Origin of the sequence: Atlantibacter hermannii, assembly GCF_009907385.1 — a bacterium.
In the GTDB taxonomy this organism is placed as follows: Bacteria; Pseudomonadota; Gammaproteobacteria; order Enterobacterales; family Enterobacteriaceae; genus Atlantibacter; species Atlantibacter hermannii_A.
Window position 1 is genome coordinate 1 of sequence record NZ_JAAATR010000018.1, and the last position, 24,434, is coordinate 24,434.

Genomic DNA, 24,434 nt, shown 5'->3' on the forward strand with positions numbered 1-24,434 from the left:
GGGCGCTGTGGATCCACAGCGCCCGTTACAACAGCGTACGTAATTAACGAACTGGCGGAGCGTATTGAATACCGCCGTTGTTCCAGAGGTTGTTCTGACCGCGTTTGATTTTCAGCGGGCTTTCAGAACCCACGTTACGTTCAAACACTTCGGCATAGTTACCGACCTGCTTAACGATGTTGTAAGCCCATTTGTTATCCAGTTTCAGATCCTTGCCGTAATCGCCCTCTTTGCCCAGCAGGTGACCCATGTCTGGCGTGGCAGGGTTAGCGGCTTTCTCATCGACGTTTTTAGACGTGACGCCCATCTCTTCTGCGTTGAGCATAGCGAACAGCGTCCAGCGCACCACGGAGAACCATTCATCGTCGCCGCGGCGCACCACTGGGCCCAGAGGCTCTTTCGAAATCACTTCCGGCAGAACGATAAATTCATCCGGGTTGCTGAGTTTAATGCGCAGGGCATAAAGCTGAGACTGATCGGAGGCGAGGGTATCGCAACGGCCAGATTCCAGCGCTTTTGCCGATTCGTCGGAGCGGTCAAAGGTCACCGGCGTGTATTTCATATTATTGGCTTTGAAGTAATCCGCCACGTTTAGCTCGGTATCGGTACCCGCCTGAATACAAACCGTTGCGCCATCCAGCTCTTTGGCGCTTTTCAGGCCCGCTTTGTTATGGGTCAGGAAGCCGATGCCGTCATAATAGGTTACGCCGGTGAAGGCCATACCCATACCGGTATCGCGAGAAGATGTCCAGGTGGTATTGCGGGATAACAAATCTACTTCGCCAGATTGCAGTGCAGTAAAGCGTTCTTTCGCCGTTAACGGGGTATATTTTACTTTTGTCGCATCGCCAAACACAGCGGCAGCGACGCCACGGCAGACATCAACGTCAATACCGCTGAATTTACCGTCCGCATCCGCGTAAGAAAATCCCGGTAAGCCATCACTAATACCGCATTGAACAAAACCCTTCTTTTTTACTGCGTCAAATGTCGCGCCTGCATGTGCCTGATTTGCAACAGCCATCAGTGCGCCCGCCGCGGCAAGCGTGGCAATAATCATCTTCTTCATAGTGCATCCTGTGTGGCGAAATTATCGTTATATTGGCGGCCCGTAGGCACGCTAATTACCTGTCTGTGGCAACAGCCATAAACGTTAAAGCAAAGGGAGTGCCAGTTTTGCATCGGAGGGGTTACGCGTTTATTTCGATGCAGTAAGCGAAGTGTAGACAGGAAACGTAAAGCGCAATGCCCGGAAATGGTGCGAAATTACAACCTGCGCCACATTTTGGAGCAAAATAATTAATGAGTAAGCCAGCAAAGTAACTAATTAATTTCTCAGGTTAATATTGGCAGGGTAAGGAATGAATAAAGATGTGAGATTAATCACGAGAGCAAATTCAGCGTCGAAAAAATAAATAAAGAAGTGTGAGGTATTTCAGAAATTTTATTGTCGCCATGGTGCGATTAAATAAAACAGGAAAACAAGAGGGAAAATATTTGCACCGTTTAAATGCAAACGGCGCGATCGACGCGCCGTTTCGGAACAGACCGCATTTATTTGCTCAGCGCGATGATGCCCATCGTTAAGCCCGCTACCGCTGCTGCGCCACCGGCAATAGCGCCAGCTGTTTCCCAGTTATCCTGCGTGGTGCCTTTCATACAGGTATTGGTATGCACCAGACGACCCTGATCGTCATACACCGGTACGCAGGGAGAATCATGCGCGCAGCCGGCTAACACTGCACAAAGGGATGCGACAGCGAGTAACTTCTTCATGGTATTACCTCATTAGAATAATCATCCAGTCATTTGCGCGAAAGGCAATATTATTCATATCCCTCTGGCTCTGGATTTGATAGGTACATTTTACCACTGGTAAAAAACAGAGAGGAGCGGTGTTTATTATCAATTCATGTGAATTGTAAAAATAATGGAGAGCGGAATTTGCACTGGAAGCGATAAGCGAATCGTTTCCAGTGCATGATTTATCTTATTAATAAATCAGCTTATTCCGGCGGAGAAACATGAAAGACATCCCTTGTCTTTCATGTTTACAGGATCATTTTTTATTAAAACGTTGGCGTATAACCACAAAGAATACCGGGACAAAGAAAATCGCTAAAAGCGTTGCGGCAAGCATACCGCCCATGACGCCAGTACCTACGGCATTCTGCGAGCCGCTCCCGGCTCCTTTGCTGATCACCAGCGGTAACACGCCGAGAATAAACGCCAGCGAAGTCATCAGAATCGGGCGCAGACGCATTCTTACCGCTTCCAGCGTCGCCTCGATAAGATTTTTATCCTCTTTATCCATCAGGTCCTTTGCAAACTCAACGATCAGGATGGCGTTTTTCGCCGACAAACCGATGGTGGTGAGCAGACCCACCTGGAAATAGACGTCGTTATCCAGACCTTTAACTGTCGCTGCAAGCAGCGCGCCCACCACGCCTAATGGCACCACCAGCATCACGGAGAAAGGAACGGACCAGCTCTCGTACAACGCGGCAAGGCACAGGAACACGACAATCAGGGAGATGGCATACAAGGCAGGCGCCTGGTTGCCGGATAATCGTTCCTGATAGGACATACCGGTCCATTGATAGCCAAAACCAGCAGGCAATGTAGAGGCCAGGGACTCCATAACCTCCATGGCCTCCCCGGTACTCTTACCCGGCATGGCTTCCCCTTGAATTTCCATGGAAGGTAAACCGTTATAGCGCTCAAGGCGTGGAGAGCCTTTAATCCAGTGTGAGGAGGCAAAGGCCGAAAACGGCACCATTTCGCCGCTGCTGCTGCGAACGAACAGGGTATTAAGATCGGACGGCAGCATGCGGAATTTTGCATCCGACTGGAGATAGACTTTTTTCACCCGGCCTTCGTCGATAAAGTCATTAACGTAATTGCCGCCCAGCGCCGTGGACAGCGTTTGGTTAATGTCAGAAAGCGCGACGCCGAGGGCCTGGGCTTTATCCTGATCGACATCGATTTTAAATTGCGGCGTATCTTCCAGGCCATTCGGCCTGACGCGCACCAGCACATCGGAACGCGCTGCCGCAGCACCTAATAACTGATTACGCGCCTGGGTTAATGCATCATGCCCCTGATTTGCCTGATCAATCAGTTCAAAATCGAAGCCCGTGCCGGTACCCAGCTCAATAATGGCAGGCAGGTTAAACGGGAACACCATCGCGTCACGTATATTCCTGAATGCCATCGTTGCACGCATAATGATGGATTGCACTTTATTCTCGTCACCGGACCGCTCCTCCCATGGCTTCAGGCTGATGAATGCGATACCCGCATTTTGCCCCTGTCCGCTGAAGCTAAATCCGTTAACAGTAAAGACGGATTCAACGTTTTTACTCTCTTTTGTCAGATAGTAATCGTTGATTTCATCGAGCACTTTTTGAGTACGCTGCTGTGTTGCACCAGCAGGAAGTTGCACCAGCGTCATAAAGACGCCCTGATCTTCCTCAGGCAGGAATGACGTAGGGAGCTTCATAAACAGCGCAACCATTCCTGCCACGATAATCACGTAAACCACCAGATAGCGTGTGGTGCTATGAATAATCCGGCTTACGCTGTTGCTGTAGTGATCTACGCTCTTATCGAACAGGCGGTTGAACCTGCCAAACAACCCGGCGTTTTTATCGTGCTTCTCGCCTGACGGCGGTTTCAGCAGCGTCGCGCACAGTGCAGGGGTTAGAATCAATGCGACCAACACGGATAACGCCATAGCGGAAACAATGGTGATCGAAAATTGCCGGTATATAGCCCCTGTAGAACCGCCAAAAAAAGCCATGGGTATAAACACGGCGGAAAGCACCATCGCGATACCCACCAGCGCCCCCTGAATTTGCCCCATGGATTTGCTGGTGGCTTCTTTCGGTGGTAGATGATCCTCGTGCATGACGCGTTCAACGTTTTCTACCACTACGATGGCATCATCCACCAAAAGTCCTATGGCAAGCACCATAGCGAACATCGTCAGGGTATTAATGGAGTAGCCGAATGCAGACAACAGGGCGAAGGTACCCAGTAATACCACGGGGACGGCGATCGTTGGGATCAGCGTGGCGCGAATATTCTGCAGGAACAGGTACATCACCAGAAATACCAGCACGATGGCTTCAAACAGCGTTTTAACCACCTCGTTAATAGAGATTTGCACAAACGGCGTGGTGTCATAGGGGTAAGTGACTTGTAAACCTTTTGGAAAGAAGGGCTGCATTTTCGCCAGCTCGTCTTTAATGGCTTTGGCCGTATCCAGCGCGTTTGCGCCTGTCGCCAGTTTAATTCCGAGCCCTGCAGCCGGTTTCCCGTTGATTTTCGCAATGGTATTGTAGTTTTCCCCCCCAAGTTCGACTCTCGCCACGTCTTTAAGGCGGATCAACGAACCGTCTTTATTCACGCGTAAGGTGATGTTCTCAAACTCGTTAACGCTTTTCAGGCGGGTTTGCGCAATGATAGAGGCGTTTAGCTGTTGTCCGGCCACTGCTGGCGTGCCGCCAAGTTGACCGGCGGCAATTTGCGCGTTCTGGATTTTTAACTGATTCACGACATCAACTGGCGTGAGTTGATAATTATTTAAGGCGTGATTATCTAACCAAATACGCATTGCATACTGCGCGCCGAAAAGTTGTACGTCGCCAACGCCCGGCGTGCGGCTGATAGGATCCTTAACCGTCGATGCGACATAGTCTCCCAGCTGCTCCTGGTTCATGCTGTTATCTGAAGAGATAAAGCCCGCAACCAGTAAGTAGCTGCTACTGGATTTCTCAACGCCGATACCCTGTTGTTGCACTTCCTGAGGAAGCAAAGGCATCGCCAGTTGTAATTTATTTTGTACCTGAACCTGCGCGATATCCGGGTCAGTGCCGGATTCGAAAGTCAGGGTGATCGTCACACTCCCTGACGCATCGCTGGTCGAAGACATATACATCAGGTTATCGATACCGTTCATGTTCTGCTCAATCACCTGGGTGACCGAATCCTGAACGGTTTGCGCGTCCGCGCCGGGATAGGAAGCTGAGATGGCGACAGCGGGCGGCGCGATGGTGGGATACTGGGCGACCGGCAGTTGAATAATGGCCAGTCCGCCAGCAATCATTAACAGAATTGCCAGAACCCAGGCGAAAATAGGTCGCTGAATAAAGAAATTAGCCATGTTCGCGAGCGCCTTGCTGGGTTTTTTCTGCGGCTTCTTCAGTAACCGGATTTACCGTTGCGCCCGCCTTAATATGCTGTATGCCGCTGACGATCACTTTATCGCCGGGTTTAAGCCCATCTTTTACCAGCCATCGATCGCCAATCGCTTCCGAGGCGACCACCGGGCGGGTCTCAACTTTATTTTGCTCATCGACCACCATCACTAAAGCCTCACCGCGCGGCGTCCGGGTCACGCCTTGCTGTGGTATCAGAATCGCGTCAGGCTGTGTGCCTTCATCCACCCGCGCTCTGACAAACATCCCCGGCAGCAGCTGATGATCGGGATTCGGGAACACGGCTCTTAACGTCACGGAGCCCGTGCTTTCATCCACGGTCACGTCAGTAAATTCAAGCCTTCCGGCATGCGCATAGGTCTGACCATTGTCCATAATGATGTTGACGCTGCTGGAGCCTTCTTTTGTCAGGCTACCTTGCTCAATAGCCTGCTTAAGCTGTAGAAAATCGTTACTGGACTGTGTGAGATCGACATAAATGGGATCGAGCTGCTGTACCGTTGCCAGCGCCGTAGATTGTCCGTCGGTTACCAGCGCGCCTTCCGTGACAGTGGATTTACCAATCCTGCCGCTGATAGGAGAGGTGACTTTGGTATAAGCCAGGTTAATACGCGCGGATTCAACGGCAGCCTGAGCGCTGAGCACATCAGCATCGGCTTGTTTGGCGCTGGCCACCGACTGATCGTACTCCTGCTTACTGACGTATTGCGTGCCAACCAGCGGTTGGTAGCGTTTCACTGTCAGACGGGCGATCTCTGCCGCCGCCTGCGCTCTGGCTAACGTAGCTTTTGCACTTTCAAACGTAGCCTGATAGGTGGCTGGATCGATCTGATAAAGCGAGGAACCTGCGGTAATATCGCTGCCCTCTTCAAAGTTACGCTTAAGGATAATTCCGCCAACTTGCGGTCGGACTTCGGCGATACGAAAAGCCGATGTACGGCCAGGCAGCTCAGTGGTTACAGCGAAGGGCGCGGTTTTAACGACATGCACCACAACCGATGGCGGTGGGTTACCCGATGGCTTGCTATTTTTATCATCGCATCCACTAATGAACATTCCTGAAATCAGTACAAAGAGGAATAAACATTTAGCCCCATTATGTTTTGTCATCACTATTCCTTTTATAAACCGATGGCAGAGTGTCATTCCTCAAGCTGGCATCAGAGTTAATCAAATAAACGTAATGGGCGATCCTACAAATAATCCCTGGGCAATGTAAGTGAGAGGGCGATAGCGTTTGTTTGTTTCAGCACAAAAAAGCAAAATTAGGAATTAATATATGTCGGTATGTTTCCTTTTTTCTCCGTTAATTATATTCCATCATGATTTAATTCTCGCGTGAATGCATTTGTGTTGAGAATGAAATCCATTTCAATATAAATATGATGATTGTATTTTCAAATTCCCAAAATTGTTTGCAAATGTAGAAATGTGGGAATTAAAAATGACATGGCTGGGCGGTTGAAAATATTATTTTCCTCTTTCGACGGGTTGCTAGCGATAGAGGAGGAACAACGTGCGCAAAACAAAACTGGATGCGATGAAAACTCGCCAGCTCCTGATAGACACCGCCATCACTGAGTTTGCCCGGCGCGGCGTCTCTAACACCACGTTGACAGACATCGCTGACGCAGCCCACGTCACGCGTGGAGCGATATACTGGCATTTCTCCAGCAAGGCGGAATTATTTAATGAGATATGGAAACAGCAGGAAGAGTTAAAGGAAAGGGGTTTAATACATTTAGAGCACGATGAGCCTGACAACCCGCTTAGCGAATTGAGAGGCAAATTGATTGCAACATTAAAAGCTGTTGCCGTGGATCCTAAAAACCGGGCATTAATGGAGATTTTGTATCATAAATGTGAATTTACGGCTGACATGATCTCAGAGCGTGAAATCAAAAACAGCGCCTGTTTCGATAAAGAAAGCCTAGCAAAGGCGCTTAAACGTTGTGTCGATACGGGTCAGGTAAGCGGCGCGATAAACATTGATGTAACGATAATATTATTACAAAGTTGTGTTAACGGAATAATCAGTAATTGGCTGAGCCAACCTGACGCATTTAATCTTTTCGCGTTGGTAGAGGATTTAGTCGATAATATGTTAAAGCTGCTGACGACGGATAACTTCAGGGCGGCATCGTTTCAACCACCGCTGTTCGCTGCGCTATAAGACCACCATAAAAAAGGCGCTTTCCCATGCCGGTTAGCGCCTTTTTACATAGTAGTAAGCTAATCGAAATTAGTTCATACCGTATTTTTTGAGTTTCTTACGCAGAGTACCGCGGTTGATACCCATCATCAGCGCAGCGCGGGTTTGGTTACCGCGGGTGTACTGCATCACCATGTCCAACAGGGGCTGTTCAACTTCAGCCAGTACCAGCTCATACAGGTCATTCACATCCTGACCGTTCAATTGAGCAAAATAGTTCTTCAGTGCCTGTTTAACCGAGTCACGCAGGGGCTTTTGGGTTACCTGATCCTGAGAGTTGACGGTAGAAACGGTTAGTACGTCAGAATTTACGCGTTGTTCGAACATAGTTCTGTTAGCTCTTTATTTCTGTTTTACACTTCATCGCTCAATCTGCCTTCGCTCGCTGCCTTCGTTCACCTTGTCGCTTACGGCTGTAAGCTCCGCGGATTCACTCAGTTGCCGCCTCGACGCATGATGGTTGATGTTGTGTATACGCAAAATTTTCGAAGTATGCCTCCAACGCCTCCAGCTGCTCGCTGGCGTCCTCTATGGCGTTGAATGTGCGCCGAAACTGGTCATCTGGAGCATGTTCCTGTAAGTACCAGGAAACGTGTTTACGCGCAATTCGGTACCCTTTCGCTTCGCCATAGAAGCTATGTAGTTCGCGAATATGCGCACAAAGCAAGCGCTTAACCTCTGCCAGAGGCAGAGGGGGCAGCAACTCCCCAGTGTCCAGATAATGCTGGATTTCCCGGAAGATCCAGGGTCTTCCCTGGGCTGCGCGTCCTATCATCAGGGCATCTGCCCCTGTATAGTCGAGCACGGCCCTGGCTTTAAGCGGGTCGGTAATGTCGCCATTCGCGATAATCGGAATGGAAACTTTCTGCTTAACTGTCCGAATACTGCTGTATTCCGCGTTTCCCTGAAATAAACATGCCCGGGTACGGCCATGAATCGTCAGCGCTTGAATCCCGCAATCTTCCGCCAGTTGGGCAATCTCTACACAGTTGCGGTGTTCCGGATCCCAGCCGGTACGAATCTTCAGCGTCACAGGCACGTCCACTGCGTTGACTACCGCGTTCAGGATGGACTTCACCTGCTCGGGGTATTGCAGCAGGGCTGAGCCCGCCAGCTTACGATTCACCTTTTTCGCCGGGCACCCCATATTGATATCAATAATCTGGGCGCCATTTTCCACGTTAATACGCGCGGCCTGGGCCATCTCGTCAGGTACACTTCCTGCAATCTGCACGGTGCGAATACCCGGCTCATCGACATGAACCATCCGGAGCCGCGATTTGTCGCTTTCCCATACCTGTGGGTTAGACGACATCATCTCGGAAACGGTCAGCCCGGCCCCCATCTCATAACACAGCGTCCTGAATGGCCGGTCGGTAATCCCCGCCATGGGCGCTGCAATCAGGCGATTTCTGAGTTGGTGGTGTCCGATGCGCATGAGTTAAGAAATGACCATACTGTGCCTGCAAGGCGGCGTATATTACGCATTTTTGACGCGAGATGAAAGGCCAAACTTTGAACAATCAGAGGGTGTAGATCAAGGAATCGCCAGAGCAACAGAGGGGCAGGATGAATTATTCAGCTATTTCATAGGCTTAATCCAATAAGATTATTTAGTGTTCAACAATAATTTCTTATGACTTCTTATGCCAGAGCTGGAATTTTCGGGAAACAATCCGTCTGTATTCGCTTATTTTTCAGGCAATGAGAGCAAGTTTTGCGAACTTGCTCTCACTTTTTGTGCGGCGTCATTCAACAGCCGCGCTGATTATTCCCTCGCCAGCCGTCAGTGCAGCGACTTGCACCTGAAAGGTGTTATCAGGCTGCATCACCCCTTAAATGGCTGGAGCTGCGTTCCTGACACCGTCAGAAGGGGGTTAACGGGATGGGCGAGGGAATGAGAACATGGTGTGAACCATGTTCTCAATGCTCAGTTTTTAACGCCGGTGATCCGGCACCATTCCTCTTTTTCCACCACCGGGTCAAGGCTGAACAACTCCTGATAGGCTTCGCAGACGCTTTCTGCCTGGGTTGCCAGCACGCCGGAAAGCCCTAACAGACCGCCCTTCACCGGCAATACGCTGATAAGCGGTGCCAGCTCGCGCAGCGGGCCCGCCAGGATGTTGGCGACCACAACGTCGGCCTGCATTTGTTCTGGCTGGTTTTGCGGCAGGTAGAGTTCCAGACGGTCAGAAACGCCGTTGCGCTGAGCATTGTCGCGGCTGGCCTGAATAGCTTGCGGATCGATATCAATACCGATTGCTTTCGCTGCGCCCAGCTTGAGCGCGGCAATGGCGAGAATGCCGGAGCCACAGCCGAAGTCGATTACCGTCTTCCCGGTGAGATCCAGACCGTCGAGCCACTGCAGACACAGCGAAGTCGTTGGGTGCGTCCCGGTACCGAACGCCAGGCCCGGATCGAGCATGACGTTAACGGCGTTTTCATCGGGCACCTCACGCCAGCTTGGGCAAATCCACAGGCGCTCACCAAAACGCATCGGGTGGAAGTTATCCATCCATTCGCGCTCCCAGTCTTTATCCTCTAACTGCTCGATTTTGTGTTGGAACCCTGCGCCTAACAGCGGCTGGTTTTCCAGGATAGCCACCACCTCTTTCATATCGGTTTCGGCGTCAAACAGGCCGATAATATCGGTATCACCCCACAGGCGCGTTTCGCCCGGCAGCGGCTCGAACACCGGCGTGTCGTGGGTATCCTGAAAGGTGACGGACACCGCACCGCTTTCCACCAGCGCGTCGCCGAGCGCCTCCGCATGCGTACCAGTAGTGTTAATTTTCAGTTGAATCCATGGCATAGCGTCACTCTTTATTTATTAGCGGATGAAACAACAGCGGCTTCGGCTACCGGGCGACCAAACAGGTTGCCCAACAGGAAAGCCAACAAACTTATTAATAACGACGGAACGATGGGGTGGAACCCAAAGTAGTGCACATTGAATGTCGCGAGCACGGCATACAGTACGCCGCCGCAAATCATCGCGCTCAACGCGCCTGCGGCGTTGGCTTTTTCCCAGTACAGCCCCAGCACCAGCGGCCACAGGAAAACCGCCTCCAGCCCGCCAAACGCCAGCAGATTCAGCCAGATGATCATTTCAGGCGGACGCCATGCCGCCAGCAGCAGCAACACGCTCAGTATGAGAGTAATTGCCGAAGACATGCGCTTGAGTCCCTTTTCATTATGGATCTGATCGGGGCGGATATTGAGCCAGAGATCTTTAACGATCGTAGCGGATGACTGCAACAGTTGGGCATTGATGGTCGACATAATCGCCGCCATCGGTGCGGCCAAAAAGATGCCTGCCGCAACTGGCGGCAGCACGGTCACCATTAGCGTCGGGATGACCAGGTCCGGGACCTTCAGATCCGGCAATACGGCACGACCCAACGCCCCGGCAAGGTGCATACCGAACATCAGGACTGCCACCACAATGGTGCCAATAATCATGCCTCGATGAACGGCTTTGCTGTCTTTATAAGAAATGCAACGTACTGCGGTATGGGGCAGGCCGATCACGCCGAAGCAGACCAGTACCCAGAACGAGGTCATAAAGGCAGGAGAAAGGATGTCGCCCGCGCCTTCTGGTGCAATCAGTTTCGGGTCGATCTGCTGAAGTTTTTCTACCGCGCTTGGCAGCCCGCCAGCGGCATGCACCACGCCAATCAGCAACAGGATGGTGCCAATCAGCATCACCAGACCCTGCAGGGTGTCGTTCAGTACGCTGGCGCGAAAGCCGCCAAACGCCGTATACAGTGCGATACTGACACCGAAAATCAGCAGCCCGGTTTCGTAGGGAATACCTGCGGCTGTTTCGAGCAGCCGGGCGCCACCGATAAACTGCACCGTCATCGCGCCAATAAACGCCACCAGCAGGCTCAGGCTCGCCAGCCACACCAGTAAGCGGCTCTGGTAGCGGGCAAACAGCATATCGTTCAGCGTAACGGCGTTGTAGCGGCGCGCCAGGATGGCAAATTTTTTGCCCAGAATACCCAGCGACAGCCAAATCGCCGGGAGCTGGATCATTGCCAGCAACACCCACCCCAGGCCGTATTTGTAGGCTGCGCCAGGCCCACCGATAAAGGAACTGGCGCTGATATAGGTCGCGGTAAGCGTCATCGCCAGCACAACACCGCCCATAGAACGGCTGCCGAGGAAATACTCATTTAAAAAGCTGCCGGTAGCGCGACGGCGAATGGCATAAATCGACAGTCCCATCACCACCAGCAAATACGCCACCAGCGGCAGGATCACTTCATGCTGCATTGTCGTCCTCCAGCGAAATATCCCGGTAAATTACTTTTATCATCAGCCAGCACAGCACGATAAAAATCAGCGGCACCAGCAGGCAAGCCATTTCAAACCAGTGAGGAAGCCCGGTAAACCCGAGGGTGGAATCAGGTAAGTAAGCAGCCACTAACCAGGCGGCGAGATAGAGAAGGGTCAGCCACAGCGCCCAGCGGGCTTCTCTGTGTGCCTGAACAAAGCGTTTGTCCATTGTCATCCCAGGTTAATTGTAAAAGCCGGGATTGTAACCTAAGGGGCGCAGGCGGGCATAAAAAAAGGCCGGAAGACCGGCCTTTTTTACTGAGGAGCGATTACTTCTCGGCGAGGCCGAGTTTTTTCTCCAGATAGTGGATGTTAGTGCCACCTTGCTGGAAATGTTCATCGTTCATGATGCGCGTCTGCAGATCAACGTTGGTTTTGATGCCGTCGATGATCAGTTCCTGCAGGGCGTTCTTCATGCGGGCAATCGCCACATCACGGGTTTCGCCGTAGCAGATCAGCTTGCCGATCATGGAGTCATAGTATGGCGGTACGGTGTAACCGGCATAGATATGAGATTCCCAACGCACGCCAAAACCGCCTGGCGCGTGGAAACGGGTGATTTTACCCGGGCTCGGCAGGAAGGTGTTCGGGTCTTCGGCGTTGATACGGCATTCCACCGCATGGCCTTTAACCTGAACTTCTTCTTGCTTGATCGACAGCGGCTGGCCGGCAGCAATGCGCAACTGCTCTTTAATCAGGTCAACGCCGGTGATCATTTCAGTAACCGGATGTTCAACCTGAATACGGGTGTTCATTTCAATGAAATAGAACTCGCCGTTTTCGAACAGGAACTCAAAGGTACCTGCGCCGCGATAGCCGATATCCACACAGGCTTTCGCGCAACGCTCGCCGATGAAGCGGCGCAGTTCCGGGGTGATGCCCGGTGCCGGCGCTTCTTCAACCACTTTCTGGTGACGACGCTGCATGGAGCAGTCGCGTTCCGCCAGATAGATCGCGTTGCCCTGGCCATCCGCCAATACCTGAATTTCGATGTGGCGTGGATTTTCCAGGTATTTCTCCATGTAAACCATGTCGTTATTGAAAGCGGCTTTCGCTTCCGCTTTGGTCATGGAGATAGATTGCGCCAGCTCGGCATCGCCGCGCACCACGCGCATACCGCGTCCGCCGCCGCCGCCAGAGGCTTTAATGATCACCGGATAACCGATGCGTTTCGCATGGGCGCGGTTCGCATCCATATCCTCGGTCAGCGGGCCGTCAGAGCCCGGTACCGTCGGTACGCCCGCTTTCTTCATGGCGGTGATGGCAGACACTTTGTCGCCCATCAGGCGGATGGTGTCGGCTTTCGGGCCGATGAAGATAAAGCCGGAGCGTTCAACCTGCTCGGCAAAGTTGGCGTTCTCGGAGAGGAAACCATAACCCGGGTGAATCGCCACCGCGCCAGTGATTTCAGCGGCGCTGATGATAGCCGGGATATTCAGATAGCTTTTTACCGACGGAGCCGGACCGATACAAACTGTCTCATCCGCCAGCAATACGTGTTTTAAATCGCGATCCGCGCTTGAGTGCACAGCGACGGTCTTGATGCCCAGTTCTTTACAGGCACGAAGAATACGCAATGCGATCTCGCCGCGGTTGGCGATAACAATTTTATCCAGCATGTTCGCCTCGTTACTCGATGACGACCAGCGGCTCGTCAAATTCTACCGGTTGACCGTTTTCGACCAGGATAGCTTTCACTACGCCTGATTTGTCGGCTTCGATCTGGTTCATCATTTTCATTGCTTCAACGATGCACAGCGTGTCGCCTACATTCACTTTCTGGCCCACTTCCACAAACGCTTTCGCATCCGGGCTTGGGGTACGGTAGAAGGTACCAACCATTGGGGAACGTACGATGTGACCACTGATTTCAGCGACGGCTGGCGCTTCCATTGCCGGCGCGGCGGCTGGTGCGATAGCGTTAGACAGCGCAGGTTGCGGCTGTTGCATCATCGGTGCGGCATACGCTTGCTGCATCATTGGGAAACCGGTATTCACCGGGGCGCGGCTGATACGTACCGACTCTTCGCCCTCAGAAATTTCCAGTTCAGCAATGCCTGATTCTTCAACCAGCTCGATCAGTTTTTTAATCTTACGAATATCCATGAGTGGGTTCCGTACTCTTGTTTAGTTTGAATGTGACAGGCGTTTTACCGCCGTCTGTAATGCATAGGAATAGCCGTCAGCGCCGAATCCGCAGATGACGCCGGCAGCGATATCCGAGAGATATGAGTGATGCCGGAAAGGCTCACGGGCATGGACGTTGCTCAGGTGGATCTCGATAAACGGAATGCTCACCGCCAACAGCGCATCACGAATGGCAACACTGGTGTGGGTGAACGCAGCCGGATTTATCAGGATGTAATCCACCTTATCCTTTGCCTGATGAATGCGGTCAATCAACACATACTCCGCATTGGATTGCAGGTCATCCAGCGAGACGTTCAACGAGGCTGCCTGGGCTTTCAAATCGGTCACAATTTCTGCCAGCGTTTGGCTGCCGTACTTCTCAGGCTCACGCGTGCCGAGCATGTTCAGATTTGGGCCGTTCAAAAGCAGTATGTTGAATCTGTCCGTCATCGTGCCTGTATCTCCTGCCAATTTCGGTGATATTACAAAATATACCGGGATTGCCTGATTGTCATCACCTGGTGGCTTGAAAACAGCCAGGTGAAAAACCAAAGTCGCACATTATAACGATTTCGTAGCAATTGGCAGCTAAATACTGGTCTTATCAGGGAAGATTATCAACCGATATCTGCGAGACCGCAGCGGAAGTAAGAAGAATTGAGCACAACTGCACAGAACCTCGCCTTATCGCCACCATTGGCGGAACTTCTTGTAACGTAGCGCTAAAAGCACGGCCGCCAGCGCCGCATAGATCAGCGGCTGTGGGGAAAGCGTCTTCACTGACCACATATAATGAATCGGCGCGAGGATCGCGACCAGATACACGAAGTTATGCAGTTTTTGCCAGTTACGCCCCAGCTTACGCTGCATCGCTTGCGGCGACGTCAGGGCGAGCGCTAACAGAATCAGCCAGCTTATAATGCCTAACGTCAGATAGGGACGGCTCACCAGTTCCTTACCCAACAGCGCCACATTATTCATACCCAGTTCCAGCAAGGCATAGCTGGTCAGATGCAGGCTCGCCCAGGCGAAACACCACAGGCCTAACAGCCGCCGGGTACGGATCAACAATGGCTGTTTAGCGTAACGCGCCAGCGGGGAGACCAACAAGGTAGCGAGCAATAATTTCAGAGCCATCCTACCGGTAAAATGTTGAATATCTTTTGCCGGATCGGCGCTGAAATAGCCCTGATTTGCCGCCCAGAACAGCCACGCCAGCGGCAAAAACGCCGCCAGATGAAGTATCACTTTCAACCAGACAATCTGTTTTGCATTCAGACGCACTCAAAAATTCTCCCGTAAGTCGAGCCCGCGATACAGCGACGCCACCTGCCCGGCGTAGCCATTAAAAAGCAGCGTCGGCTGGCGTTTCACATCCAGAATGCCGCCCGAGCCGATAAAGCGTTCGCTGGCCTGCGACCACCGGGGATGATCCACATGAGGATTGACGTTGGCATAAAAACCGTACTCATTCGAGGCGGCAAGATTCCAGGTGGTCGGCGGTCGCTGCTCGGTCAGGGTGATGCTCACGATGGATTTGATTCCCTTAAAGCCATACTTCCAGGGCACGGTTAATCTTACGGGGGCGCCGTTTTGCGGCGGCAGCGCTTTCCCGTAAACCCCGACGGTAAGCATCGTCAGCGGATGCATCGCCTCATCAATGCGCAATCCCTCAACATACGGGTATTCCAGCCCGCCGCCGATAAAACGGTCTTTCTGGCCCGGCATGACTTCTGGCGCATACAGGGTTTTAAACGCCACATAACGCGCCCGGCTGGTGGGTTCAACCTGCGCCAGCAGCCGGGCAAGCGGGAAACCAATCCACGGTACCACCATTGACCAGGCCTCCACGCAGCGCATCCGGTAAATACGCTCTTCCAGCGGGAAGCGATGGTGTAAATCGTCATAATCCAGGGTCAGCGGTTTGGCGACTTCGCCATCGATTGTTAATTGCCAGGGATTGACGGGCAGACTGCCGGCATTGGCGGCCGGGTCGGCTTTATCGAGGCCAAATTCATAGAAGTTGTTATAGCCGGTGACCTTATCTTCCGGGGTGAGCTCCAGCGTACTTTGCCACTGCGGAGGCTTGCTGAATTCAAGCGGTTTTCCGGCAGGCGCGGGCGGGCGATCGTTGCCCTTAAACCAGGAGAGTAAATCCGCTTGCGCAGCGTGGGGTAGGGATAACGCGGCAGCGCCAAGGCCTAACGCCTGCAGGACCTGGCGGCGCTTCATCATAAATACCGATTCGGGGGTGACGTCGGCTTCAGTCAGCCGGGGTTGCTTTTTCATGACATGCTCCTTGACGTAGTCATTAAGCATGACGAAGAAATGAAATTACGGCGAATTTGTCAAAAAAAAAGTGAAGCAGGGGCACGACGGCCCCTGCGGCAACTTAGCGAATTTTGACCAGAGTACGGCCCTGGATCGCATTATTCATTATGTCATTAGCCAGACGCGGCGCTTCCGCCAGCGGGATTTCGCTGGTGGCTTGCTCATAGAAAGAAGCAGGCAGATCGCGAACCAGTCGTTGCCAGGCTTCAGCGCGGCGCGCGGCAGGCGTCATGACCGAATCGACGCCCTGGAGGCGGACATTGCGCAGGATAAACGGCATCACGGTGGTCGGTAAGGCGAAGCCACCCGCCAGACCGCATGCCGCAACACAACCGCCGTAATTCATTTGCGCCAGCACTTTGGCCAGCACTTTATCGCCAACGGTATCCACCGCGCCCGCCCAAAGCTGTTTTTCCAGCGGACGGGTTTCGGCGAACTCGTCGCGACCCAGGATACGGTTAGCACCCAGTTTACGCAGATAGTCATGGGTGCTTTCGCGACCGGACACGGCGGCAACCTGGTAACCCAGCTTGTGCAGCAGCGCCACCGCAGTACTGCCCACGCCGCCGCTGGCACCGGTCACCACCACTTCACCGCTTTGCGGCGTAATACCGGCATCTTCCAGCGCCATCACGCACAGCATTGCCGTAAAACCGGCCGTACCGATAATCATCGCTTTGCGACCGTCCAGCCCTTCCGGCATCGCGACCAGCCAGTCGCCGTTGACCCGCGCCATCTGCGACAGACCGCCCCAATGGTTTTCACCCACGCCCCAGCCGGTCAACAGCACGGCCTGGCCTGCATGAAAGCGCGGATCTTCGCTGTGGCGCACCCGCCCTGCGAAATCGATGCCAGGCACCATGGGGAAGTTACGGATAATTTTACCTTTTCCGGTAATGGCGAGCGCATCTTTATAATTCAGGCTGGACCAGTCAATATCGACGGTGACGTTTCCTTCAGGGAGTTGGTTTTCATCAATCGTTTTTACAGCGGAAATCGTTTTTCCATCTTGCTGATCGAGAATCAAAGCTTGCATGTCTACTACTCCTTACCGGGTCGTTAGCATTGGAAAATAATTGTTGAAGACTATACTCGCTTATTGAAACGCAATGCCGATTTAACGCAATAAATCCTGTTAAACCTGACGTCGTTTGCTACTATGCGCGGCTCTGGCTAATTAGTTAGCACTCACTTTACTGTCGCGAGGACAACCCTCAAAGGTTGCTGGTACCACCCCCAAAACGGAGTTAACTCAAGGATGCGATTAACGACGAAATTCTCTGCCTTTGTTACCTTGCTGACCAGTCTGGCGATTCTGGTTACGCTCTTTGGCTGCGCCGCCAGTTTCTACAACTCCGTTCATTATAAGCTCGAGAAGCGCATCTCTGCGGTGGTGACGGTGATCGACAGTGAGCTGCTTATCAACACGCCGGAAGCACTGGCTCCCCGCCTTATCGGCATGATGACCCCGGTCGATATCTCGCAAATCCAGTTTATTAAGGACGGGCATACGCTGGTTGAGGTGAAAGCGCCGCATACTTACCGCCAACTGGGCGGCGCAGAGCGCTGGCGCAGCGAATCGTTTAATTTACTGAAAAATCCCGGCCTGACGGTGCGCGTCACCTGGAGCGATCCGGTCGTCAATTATTTTCGCTCCGTGCTGACGACCGCGCCGTTGAGTATCGCCATCATCTTTATGGTGGCGATGATTTTTCTGGGCGGGCGGTGGATTAAACGTCAGCTTTCCGGGCTGGAGCTGCTGGAGACGCGAGCCAGCCGGATCCTCAACGGCGAACGCGGCAACCGGGTACGGGGTTCGGTGCACGAATGGCCGACGCGCGCCAGCAGTGCCATGGATATTTTGCTGTCGGATATTCAGCATGCCAGCGAACAACGTAATCGTATGGACACATTGATTCGCGCTTTCGCTGCCCAGGATGCGAAAACCGGGCTGAGCAACCGGCTGTTTTTTGATAATCAGCTTGCGACGCTGCTGGAAGATCAGGAAAGCGCGGGGGCGCATGGCGTAGTGATGATGATGCGCCTGCCGGATTTCGACACGCTACGCGAAACCTGGGGCAAAACGGCGGTAGAAGATTATCTGTTCAATCTGATTAATATGTTTTCTACTTTTATTATGCGCTACCCGGGCGCGTTGCTGGCGCGCTACTTTCGCAGCGATTTTGCCGTACTGCTGCCTCACCGCACGCTAAAAGAGGCGGAAGGTATAGCCAGCCAACTCCTGAATGCCGTGGATGCGTTGCCCCCGACGCGCATGCTGGACAGTGCGGATATGCTGCATATCGGTGTGTGCGCTTTCCGGGGCGGTCAGTCTATTGAAAATGTCATTGAGAGCGCCCAGGTGGCGACGCGCAATGCCGTATTGCAGGGCGGTAATGGTTGGTCGGTGTATGACGAATCCTTACCCGAAAAAGGGCGCGGCAACGTGCGCTGGCGTACGCTGATCGAAAATGTCTTGCAGCGCGGCGGCCCGCGATTCTATCAAAAACCCGCCGTCACGCGTGAAGGCTGGGTACATCACCGGGAATTAATGTGCCGTATCTTTGATGGTGAAGAGGAGGTACTGGCGGCGGAGTTTATGCCGATGGTGATCCAGTTTGGCCTTGCCGAGCAGTACGATCGACAGATCATTACCCGCGTCATCCCATTTTTACGTTTCTGGCCGGAAGAAACTCTGGCGGTTTCCGTGTCCGTAGAGTCGCTGATCCGCCCGCCGTTTCAGCGTTGGCTGCGCGATACGCTGATGCAATGTGAAAAATCGCAAAGAAAACGCATTCTTTTTGAACTTGCAGAGGCGGATGTTTGTCAACACATCAACCGTTTACAACCGGTTGTGCGGTTAATCCAGGCGCTGGGCGCGCGTATCGCCGTCGTACAGGCCGGATTAACGGTGGTCAGCACCTCGTATATTGACGATCTCAATGTCGAAGTGGTGAAGCTCCATCCGGGGCTGGTGCGTAACATTGAAAAGCGTACAGAAAATCAACTGTTTGTGCAGAGTCTGGTGGAGGCTTGCAGCGGTACGCAGGCCCAGTTATTTGCGGCAGGCATTCGTAGCCGAAGCGAATGGCAGACCCTGGTAGAACGCGGCGTGACGGGCGGTCAGGGCGATTTCTTCTCGGCCTCGCAGCCCCTGGATACCAGCGTGAAAAAATATTCTCAAAGATTCTCGGTTTGACCTGCCGTTTAGCCAGATTTCACGTAGAATAACGCGCGCTGCATCTTAAGGGGGCGAGTACGCCTGCCGGCCAGAATCACGCAGCGAATATGCAGCCGTTTATAATCTCTTTGCGTTATGAATACCCCTTCGGAAATGATGCGTTTAGCAGGATGACGAGGAGTGGGTAATGCGCTGACGAAAGAGGAAGCAAACGGCACTCTTTTTCACCGTCGCAGAACATTTTTTGCGCCTTGTCGCTGCGTCGTGTGGTTGGTAAAGTAAGCGGATTTTGTTTTCCGCCCCAGCTTTCAGGATTATCCCTTAGTATGTTGAAAAAATTTCGTGGCATGTTTTCCAATGACCTGTCCATTGACCTGGGTACCGCGAATACCCTCATTTATGTAAAAGGACAAGGCATCGTACTGAATGAGCCTTCCGTTGTGGCCATTCGTCAGGACCGCGCAGGCTCGCCGAAAAGCGTTGCCGCCGTCGGTCATGATGCGAAACAAATGCTGGGCCGTACGCCTGGCAACATCGCGGCGATTCGCCCGATGAAAGACGGCGTAATCGCCGACTTCTTTGTCACGGAAAAAATGCTGCAACACTTCATTAAGCAAGTGCATAGCAACAGCTTTATGCGCCCAAGCCCGCGCGTGCTGGTGTGTGTGCCGGTTGGCGCTACCCAGGTTGAACGTCGCGCTATTCGCGAATCCGCACAGGGCGCTGGCGCACGTGAAGTGTTCCTGATTGAAGAACCGATGGCGGCCGCTATCGGTGCCGGGTTGCCGGTTTCCGAAGCAACCGGTTCTATGGTGGTGGATATCGGTGGCGGTACCACCGAAGTCGCGGTCATTTCCCTGAACGGCGTAGTGTATTCTTCCTCCGTGCGTATCGGCGGCGACCGTTTTGACGAAGCCATCATCAATTATGTGCGTCGTAACTATGGCTCGCTGATCGGCGAAGCCACCGCAGAGCGTATCAAGCATGAAATCGGTTCCGCCTATCCGGGCGATGAAGTGCGTGAAATCGAAGTGCGCGGTCGTAACCTGGCAGAAGGTGTGCCGCGCGGCTTTACGCTCAACTCCAACGAAATTCTCGAAGCGCTGCAAGAGCCGTTGACCGGTATCGTCAGTGCCGTGATGGTTGCGCTTGAACAGTGCCCGCCGGAGCTGGCGTCTGATATCTCCGAGCGTGGTATGGTGCTCACCGGCGGTGGTGCACTGTTGCGTAACCTTGACCGTCTACTGATGGAAGAAACTGGCATTCCGGTAGTGGTCGCGGAAGATCCATTGACCTGCGTAGCCCGCGGCGGCGGCAAGGCACTGGAAATGATCGATATGCACGGCGGCGACTTGTTCAGCGAAGAGTAATCAGCCGCAGGAAAAGGGGCAGCCCGCAAGGTCTGCCCTTTTCTTGCAGCCGAGGAATACGCATAGCCTATGAAGCCAATTTTTAGCCGTGGCCCGTCGCTACAGTTTCGCCTGATCCTGGCGGTTCTGGTGGCGCTTGGTGTCATTATCGCCGACAGCCGCCTCGGTACGTTTAGCCAGATCCGAACGTACATGGATACCGCCGTCAGTCCCTTCTACTTTGTATCAAACGGTCCACGTCAATTACTGGACAACGTGTCTCAAACCCTGGCGTCCCGCGATCAGCTTGAGTTAGAAAATCGGGCGCTGCGTCAGGAATTATTGTTAAAGAACAGCGAAATTCTGTTGCTGGGCCAGTACCGCCAGGAAAATGCGCGTCTGCGCGAACTGCTGGGGTCGCCGCTGCGTCAGGACGAGCAGAAAATGGTCACCCAGGTGATTTCCACCGTGAACGATCCCTATAGCGATCAGGTGGTTATTGACAAAGGCAGCGTCAATGGCGTGTATGAAGGCCAGCCGGTAATCAGCGACAAAGGCGTCGTGGGCCAGGTGGTGGCGGTGGCGAAACTCACCAGCCGCGTACTGCTGATCTGTGATGCAACCCATGCGCTGCCGATTCAGGTATTGCGTAACGATATCCGTGTGATTGCCGCAGGCAACGGTTGTACCGACGATTTGCAGCTTGAACATCTCCCGGCAAATACCGACATTCGCGTTGGCGATGTGCTGGTTACTTCCGGCCTGGGTGGCCGTTTCCCTGAAGGCTATCCGGTTGCGGTGGTCTCTTCCGTGAAGCTGGATACCCAGCGGGCTTATACCGTGATTCAGGCGCGTCCGACTGCGGGTCTTCAGCGCTTACGCTATTTGCTGCTGCTGTGGGGAGCCGATCGCAACGGCGCTAACCCGATGACGCCGGAAGACGTGCATCGCGTGGCGAATGAGCGTCTGATGCAGATGATGCCGCAAGTGCTGCCGTCGCCGGATGCGATGGGACCGCCAGCGCCCGTGCCTGCACCCGCGACCGGCATTACCCAGCCCGCGCCTGCTGCGCCTGGCGCTGCGGGAGGGCAATAGTGGCGAGTTATCGAAGTCAGGGACGTTGGGTTATTTGGCTCTCTTTCCTTATCGCCTTGTTATTGCAGATAATGCCCTGGCCGGATGATCTGCTGGCCTTCCGGCCAGATTGGGTATTATTGATCCTGCTTTACTGGATCCTGGCGCTGCCGCATCGCGTAAATGTCGGTACAGGTTTCGTGATGGGTGCCATACTGGATCTCATTAGTGGCTCTACGTTGGGCGTTCGCGCCCTGTCGCTGTGTATCATTGCCTATCTGGTGGCGCTTAAATATCAGCTCTTCAGGAATCTGGCGCTCTGGCAACAGGCACTGGTGGTGATCTTACTTTCACTGGCTTCGGATATTATTGTTTTCTGGGCTGAATTTTTAGTGATCAACGTCTCTTTCAAGCCGGAAGTGTTCTGGAGTAGTGTAGTGAACGGCATACTCTGGCCATGGCTTTTCCTGTTGATGCGTAAAATTCGCCAGCAGTTTGCAGTGCAATAAGAGGGATTATGTCAGCGATTTATCTCGCATCAGGCTCGCCGCGTCGTCAGGAACTGTTAACCCAGTTGGGCGTCGAATTCGAACGTATCGTTACAAACGTGGAAGAACGCCGCCAGCCGCAGGAAAGCGCGCAGCATTACGTGGTACGTCTGGCGCGCGATAAAGCTCAGGCGGGCGTGGCGCAGGCGCCGCGCGATCTGCCGGTGCTGGGTGCGGATACGATTGTGATCCTCAACGGCGAGGTGCTGGAAAAACCGCAGTCGCCGGACGAGGCCTGCACGATGTTGCACCGGCTCTCTGGTCAAACGCATCAGGTGATGACGGCGGTGGCCATCGCCGATCGCCAACACCTCATGGACTGCCTGGTCGTCACGGAAGTGACTTTCAGAGTGCTGTCGCAACAGGATATCGCCGGTTATGTCGCCAGCGGTGAACCTATGGATAAAGCAGGTGCATACGGTATTCAGGGGCTGGGTGGCTGTTTCGTCAGGAAGATTAATGGCAGCTATCACGCCGTAGTCGGCTTACCGCTGGTGGAAACGTATGAGTTGCTGAGTAACTTTAACTCACTGCGTGAAGGATAGAAAAGAACATGACGGCTGAACTGTTAGTAAACGTGACCCCTTCGGAAACCCGGGTGGCGTATATCGATGGCGGGATCCTCCAGGAAATTCACATCGAACGGGAAGCGCGCCGCGGGATCGTTGGGAATATCTACAAAGGTCGCGTCAGCCGTGTTCTGCCGGGTATGCAGGCGGCATTTGTCGATATTGGTCTGGAAAAGGCCGCGTTTCTGCACGCTTCGGACATCATGCCGCATACCGAATGCGTAGCGGGCGAAGAGCAGAAAAACTTCACCGTCCGCGATATCTCTGAACTGGTCCGTCAGGGGCAGGATTTAATGGTGCAGGTGGTGAAAGATCCGCTCGGCACCAAAGGCGCGCGCCTGACCACCGATATTACCCTGCCGTCCCGCTATCTGGTGTTTATGCCTGGCGCGTCTCACGTGGGCGTCTCCCAGCGAATCGAAAGTGAATCCGAGCGCGACCGCCTGAAAAAGGTGGTGGCGGATTATTGCGACGAGCAGGGCGGGTTTATTATTCGCACCGCGGCGGAAGGCGTGTGTACCGAGGATTTGGCTTCTGACGCGGCGTACCTGAAACGCGTCTGGACCAAGGTGATGGAGCGTAAAAAACGCCATCAAACGCGCTATCAGCTGTATGGCGAACTGGCGCTGGCCCAGCGCGTGCTGCGTGATTTCGCCGATACCTCGCTGGATAAAATCCGCGTCGATTCCCGTCTGACCTATGACATGCTGCTGGAGTTCACGGCGGAATACATCCCGGAGATGACCAGCAAGCTGGAGCACTACACGGGCCGCCAGCCAATTTTCGATCTCTACGACGTCGAGAATGAAATCCAGCGCGCGCTGGAGCGCAAAGTTGAGCTGAAGTCCGGCGGCTATCTGATCATCGATCAGACCGAAGCCATGACCACGGTGGATATCAATACCGGCGCTTTTGTCGGCCACCGCAATCTCGACGATACTATCTTTAATACCAACATCGAAGCGACGCAGGCGATTGCCCGCCAGCTGCGGTTGCGTAATCTGGGCGGCATTATCATTATTGATTTCATCGATATGAATAATGAAGATCACCGCCGCCGGGTGCTGCACTCTCTGGAGCAGGCGCTGAGCAAAGATCGGGTGAAAACCAGCATCAACGGCTTCTCCCAACTGGGGCTGGTGGAGATGACCCGCAAGCGTACCCGTGAAAGCGTCGAGCACGTATTGTGTAACGAATGCCCGACCTGCCACGGTCGCGGCACGGTGAAAACCGTTGAAACGGTGTGCTATGAAATCATGCGCGAAATCGTGCGCGTGCATCATGCATACGAGTCGGATCGCTTCCTGGTGTACGCTGCGCCAGCAGTGGCGGAAGCGCTAAAAAGCGAAGAGTCCCACGCGCTGGCCGAGGTAGAGATTTTCGTCGGCAAGCAGGTCAAAGTGCAAATTGAGCCGCTCTATAACCAGGAGCAGTTTGACGTGGTTATGATGTAACCCGGTGCAGGTAACCTACGCTC

21 protein-coding genes and 1 pseudogene are annotated in these 24,434 nt (G+C 53.4%); 7 read left to right on the forward strand and 15 right to left on the reverse strand.

The features are described 5' to 3' along the window. Nucleotides 1-43: 43 nt before the first annotated feature. The 4 genes from GV764_RS05225 to GV764_RS05240 form a co-directional block, all read right to left on the reverse strand. Nucleotides 44-1,069: an amino acid ABC transporter substrate-binding protein gene (locus GV764_RS05225; RefSeq protein WP_125292954.1), complete on the reverse strand. Its 1,026-nt coding sequence runs from the start codon at nt 1,067-1,069 to the stop codon at nt 44-46. A 485-nt stretch (nt 1,070-1,554) separates the two neighbouring features. Then, the gene (locus GV764_RS05230; protein WP_161659215.1) at nt 1,555-1,776 is read right to left on the reverse strand and encodes a putative periplasmic lipoprotein; all 222 of its coding nucleotides are present in this window, start codon (nt 1,774-1,776) and stop codon (nt 1,555-1,557) included. Nucleotides 1,777-2,059: 283 nt separating this feature from the next. Beyond that, nucleotides 2,060-5,167 carry an efflux RND transporter permease subunit gene (locus GV764_RS05235; RefSeq protein WP_161659216.1) on the reverse strand — a complete coding sequence of 1,036 codons (3,108 nt, stop codon included), beginning with the start codon at nt 5,165-5,167 and terminating at the stop codon, nt 2,060-2,062. Then, a complete protein-coding gene (locus GV764_RS05240; protein ID WP_161659217.1) occupies nt 5,160-6,332 on the reverse strand; it encodes an efflux RND transporter periplasmic adaptor subunit in 1,173 nt (390 codons plus the stop codon). Before GV764_RS05240 ends, GV764_RS05235 begins: the two co-directional genes overlap by 8 nt. 430 nt (nt 6,333-6,762) lie before the next feature. On the opposite strand from GV764_RS05240, the gene GV764_RS05245 reads away from it, so the two are divergent. Continuing rightward, nucleotides 6,763-7,395: a TetR family transcriptional regulator gene (locus GV764_RS05245; RefSeq protein WP_201743079.1), complete on the forward strand. Its 633-nt coding sequence runs from the start codon at nt 6,763-6,765 to the stop codon at nt 7,393-7,395. A 69-nt stretch (nt 7,396-7,464) separates the two neighbouring features. On the opposite strand, the gene fis is transcribed toward GV764_RS05245, so the two are convergent. The 11 genes from fis to acuI form a co-directional block, all read right to left on the reverse strand. After that, nucleotides 7,465-7,761, reverse strand: coding sequence for a DNA-binding transcriptional regulator Fis (gene fis / locus GV764_RS05250; protein WP_000462905.1), 297 nt, complete (start codon nt 7,759-7,761; stop codon nt 7,465-7,467). A 103-nt stretch (nt 7,762-7,864) separates the two neighbouring features. Further along, nucleotides 7,865-8,872, reverse strand: a complete 1,008-nt coding sequence (dusB, locus tag GV764_RS05255; RefSeq protein ID WP_161659219.1) for a tRNA dihydrouridine synthase DusB — start codon at nt 8,870-8,872, stop codon at nt 7,865-7,867. A gap of 492 nt (nt 8,873-9,364) precedes the next feature. Next, nucleotides 9,365-10,246, reverse strand: coding sequence for a 50S ribosomal protein L11 methyltransferase (gene prmA, locus GV764_RS05260; protein ID WP_161659220.1), 882 nt, complete (start codon nt 10,244-10,246; stop codon nt 9,365-9,367). 11 nt (nt 10,247-10,257) lie between these two features. Further along, nucleotides 10,258-11,712, reverse strand: a complete 1,455-nt coding sequence (gene panF / locus GV764_RS05265; RefSeq protein WP_161659221.1) for a sodium/pantothenate symporter — start codon at nt 11,710-11,712, stop codon at nt 10,258-10,260. Next, a complete protein-coding gene (locus GV764_RS05270; protein WP_161659222.1) occupies nt 11,702-11,944 on the reverse strand; it encodes a YhdT family protein in 243 nt (80 codons plus the stop codon). Before GV764_RS05270 ends, panF begins: the two co-directional genes overlap by 11 nt. Nucleotides 11,945-12,044: 100 nt before the next feature. Further along, entirely contained in the window at nt 12,045-13,394 is a 1,350-nt protein-coding gene (gene accC / locus GV764_RS05275; RefSeq protein WP_125292980.1) for an acetyl-CoA carboxylase biotin carboxylase subunit, read from the reverse strand. Nucleotides 13,395-13,404: 10 nt separating this feature from the next. Next, on the reverse strand, nt 13,405-13,881 hold the full coding sequence (gene accB / locus GV764_RS05280; protein ID WP_125292981.1) for an acetyl-CoA carboxylase biotin carboxyl carrier protein: 477 nt from the start codon (nt 13,879-13,881) through the stop codon (nt 13,405-13,407). Between the two features lie 21 nt (nt 13,882-13,902). Then, entirely contained in the window at nt 13,903-14,355 is a 453-nt protein-coding gene (gene aroQ, locus GV764_RS05285; protein WP_125292982.1) for a type II 3-dehydroquinate dehydratase, read from the reverse strand. A 234-nt stretch (nt 14,356-14,589) separates the two neighbouring features. Continuing rightward, on the reverse strand, nt 14,590-15,189 hold the full coding sequence (gene msrQ / locus GV764_RS05290) for a protein-methionine-sulfoxide reductase heme-binding subunit MsrQ (RefSeq protein ID WP_161659223.1): 600 nt from the start codon (nt 15,187-15,189) through the stop codon (nt 14,590-14,592). After that, entirely contained in the window at nt 15,190-16,194 is a 1,005-nt protein-coding gene (gene msrP, locus GV764_RS05295; protein ID WP_161659224.1) for a protein-methionine-sulfoxide reductase catalytic subunit MsrP, read from the reverse strand. A 103-nt stretch (nt 16,195-16,297) separates the two neighbouring features. Next, a complete protein-coding gene (gene acuI / locus GV764_RS05300; protein ID WP_125292985.1) occupies nt 16,298-17,272 on the reverse strand; it encodes an acrylyl-CoA reductase (NADPH) in 975 nt (324 codons plus the stop codon). Nucleotides 17,273-17,494: 222 nt separating this feature from the next. Here acuI and csrD point away from each other — a divergent pair, with 222 nt between their 5' ends. The 6 genes and pseudogenes from csrD (at nt 17,495) to rng (ending at nt 24,411) form a co-directional block, all read left to right on the forward strand. Continuing rightward, nucleotides 17,495-19,435 carry an RNase E specificity factor CsrD gene (csrD, locus tag GV764_RS05305; protein ID WP_161659225.1) on the forward strand — a complete coding sequence of 647 codons (1,941 nt, stop codon included), beginning with the start codon at nt 17,495-17,497 and terminating at the stop codon, nt 19,433-19,435. Nucleotides 19,436-19,743: 308 nt separating this feature from the next. Then, nucleotides 19,744-20,787: a rod shape-determining protein MreB gene (gene mreB, locus GV764_RS05310; RefSeq protein WP_000913396.1), complete on the forward strand. Its 1,044-nt coding sequence runs from the start codon at nt 19,744-19,746 to the stop codon at nt 20,785-20,787. Between the two features lie 69 nt (nt 20,788-20,856). Continuing rightward, entirely contained in the window at nt 20,857-21,861 is a 1,005-nt protein-coding gene (mreC, locus tag GV764_RS05315) for a rod shape-determining protein MreC (RefSeq protein ID WP_125292987.1), read from the forward strand. Further along, nucleotides 21,861-22,349, forward strand: a complete 489-nt coding sequence (mreD, locus tag GV764_RS05320) for a rod shape-determining protein MreD (protein WP_161659226.1) — start codon at nt 21,861-21,863, stop codon at nt 22,347-22,349. Before mreC ends, mreD begins: the two co-directional genes overlap by 1 nt. Before the next feature lie 8 nt (nt 22,350-22,357). Further along, nucleotides 22,358-22,952, forward strand: a pseudogene (locus GV764_RS05325) (Maf family protein). Continuing rightward, the gene (rng, locus tag GV764_RS05330; protein WP_161659228.1) at nt 22,942-24,411 is read left to right on the forward strand and encodes a ribonuclease G; all 1,470 of its coding nucleotides are present in this window, start codon (nt 22,942-22,944) and stop codon (nt 24,409-24,411) included. The pseudogene GV764_RS05325 and the gene rng overlap by 11 nt, the downstream one beginning before the upstream one ends. Nucleotides 24,412-24,434 lie beyond the last annotated feature (23 nt).

What these genes read in the sequence shown, in the direction of transcription:
- GV764_RS05225 (WP_125292954.1), bottom strand. Translation starts at nt 1,069, where the DNA reads ATGAAGAAGATGATTATTGCCACGCTTGCCGCGGCGGGCGCACTGATG.
- GV764_RS05230 (WP_161659215.1), bottom strand. Translation starts at nt 1,776, where the DNA reads ATGAAGAAGTTACTCGCTGTCGCATCCCTTTGTGCAGTGTTAGCCGGC.
- GV764_RS05235 (WP_161659216.1), bottom strand. Translation starts at nt 5,167, where the DNA reads ATGGCTAATTTCTTTATTCAGCGACCTATTTTCGCCTGGGTTCTGGCA.
- GV764_RS05240 (WP_161659217.1), bottom strand. Translation starts at nt 6,332, where the DNA reads ATGACAAAACATAATGGGGCTAAATGTTTATTCCTCTTTGTACTGATT.
- GV764_RS05245 (WP_201743079.1), top strand. Translation starts at nt 6,763, where the DNA reads ATGAAAACTCGCCAGCTCCTGATAGACACCGCCATCACTGAGTTTGCC.
- fis (WP_000462905.1), bottom strand. Translation starts at nt 7,761, where the DNA reads ATGTTCGAACAACGCGTAAATTCTGACGTACTAACCGTTTCTACCGTC.
- dusB (WP_161659219.1), bottom strand. Translation starts at nt 8,872, where the DNA reads ATGCGCATCGGACACCACCAACTCAGAAATCGCCTGATTGCAGCGCCC.
- prmA (WP_161659220.1), bottom strand. Translation starts at nt 10,246, where the DNA reads ATGCCATGGATTCAACTGAAAATTAACACTACTGGTACGCATGCGGAG.
- panF (WP_161659221.1), bottom strand. Translation starts at nt 11,712, where the DNA reads ATGCAGCATGAAGTGATCCTGCCGCTGGTGGCGTATTTGCTGGTGGTG.
- GV764_RS05270 (WP_161659222.1), bottom strand. Translation starts at nt 11,944, where the DNA reads ATGGACAAACGCTTTGTTCAGGCACACAGAGAAGCCCGCTGGGCGCTG.
- accC (WP_125292980.1), bottom strand. Translation starts at nt 13,394, where the DNA reads ATGCTGGATAAAATTGTTATCGCCAACCGCGGCGAGATCGCATTGCGT.
- accB (WP_125292981.1), bottom strand. Translation starts at nt 13,881, where the DNA reads ATGGATATTCGTAAGATTAAAAAACTGATCGAGCTGGTTGAAGAATCA.
- aroQ (WP_125292982.1), bottom strand. Translation starts at nt 14,355, where the DNA reads ATGACGGACAGATTCAACATACTGCTTTTGAACGGCCCAAATCTGAAC.
- msrP (WP_161659224.1), bottom strand. Translation starts at nt 16,194, where the DNA reads ATGAAAAAGCAACCCCGGCTGACTGAAGCCGACGTCACCCCCGAATCG.
- acuI (WP_125292985.1), bottom strand. Translation starts at nt 17,272, where the DNA reads ATGCAAGCTTTGATTCTCGATCAGCAAGATGGAAAAACGATTTCCGCT.
- csrD (WP_161659225.1), top strand. Translation starts at nt 17,495, where the DNA reads ATGCGATTAACGACGAAATTCTCTGCCTTTGTTACCTTGCTGACCAGT.
- mreB (WP_000913396.1), top strand. Translation starts at nt 19,744, where the DNA reads ATGTTGAAAAAATTTCGTGGCATGTTTTCCAATGACCTGTCCATTGAC.
- mreC (WP_125292987.1), top strand. Translation starts at nt 20,857, where the DNA reads ATGAAGCCAATTTTTAGCCGTGGCCCGTCGCTACAGTTTCGCCTGATC.
- rng (WP_161659228.1), top strand. Translation starts at nt 22,942, where the DNA reads ATGACGGCTGAACTGTTAGTAAACGTGACCCCTTCGGAAACCCGGGTG.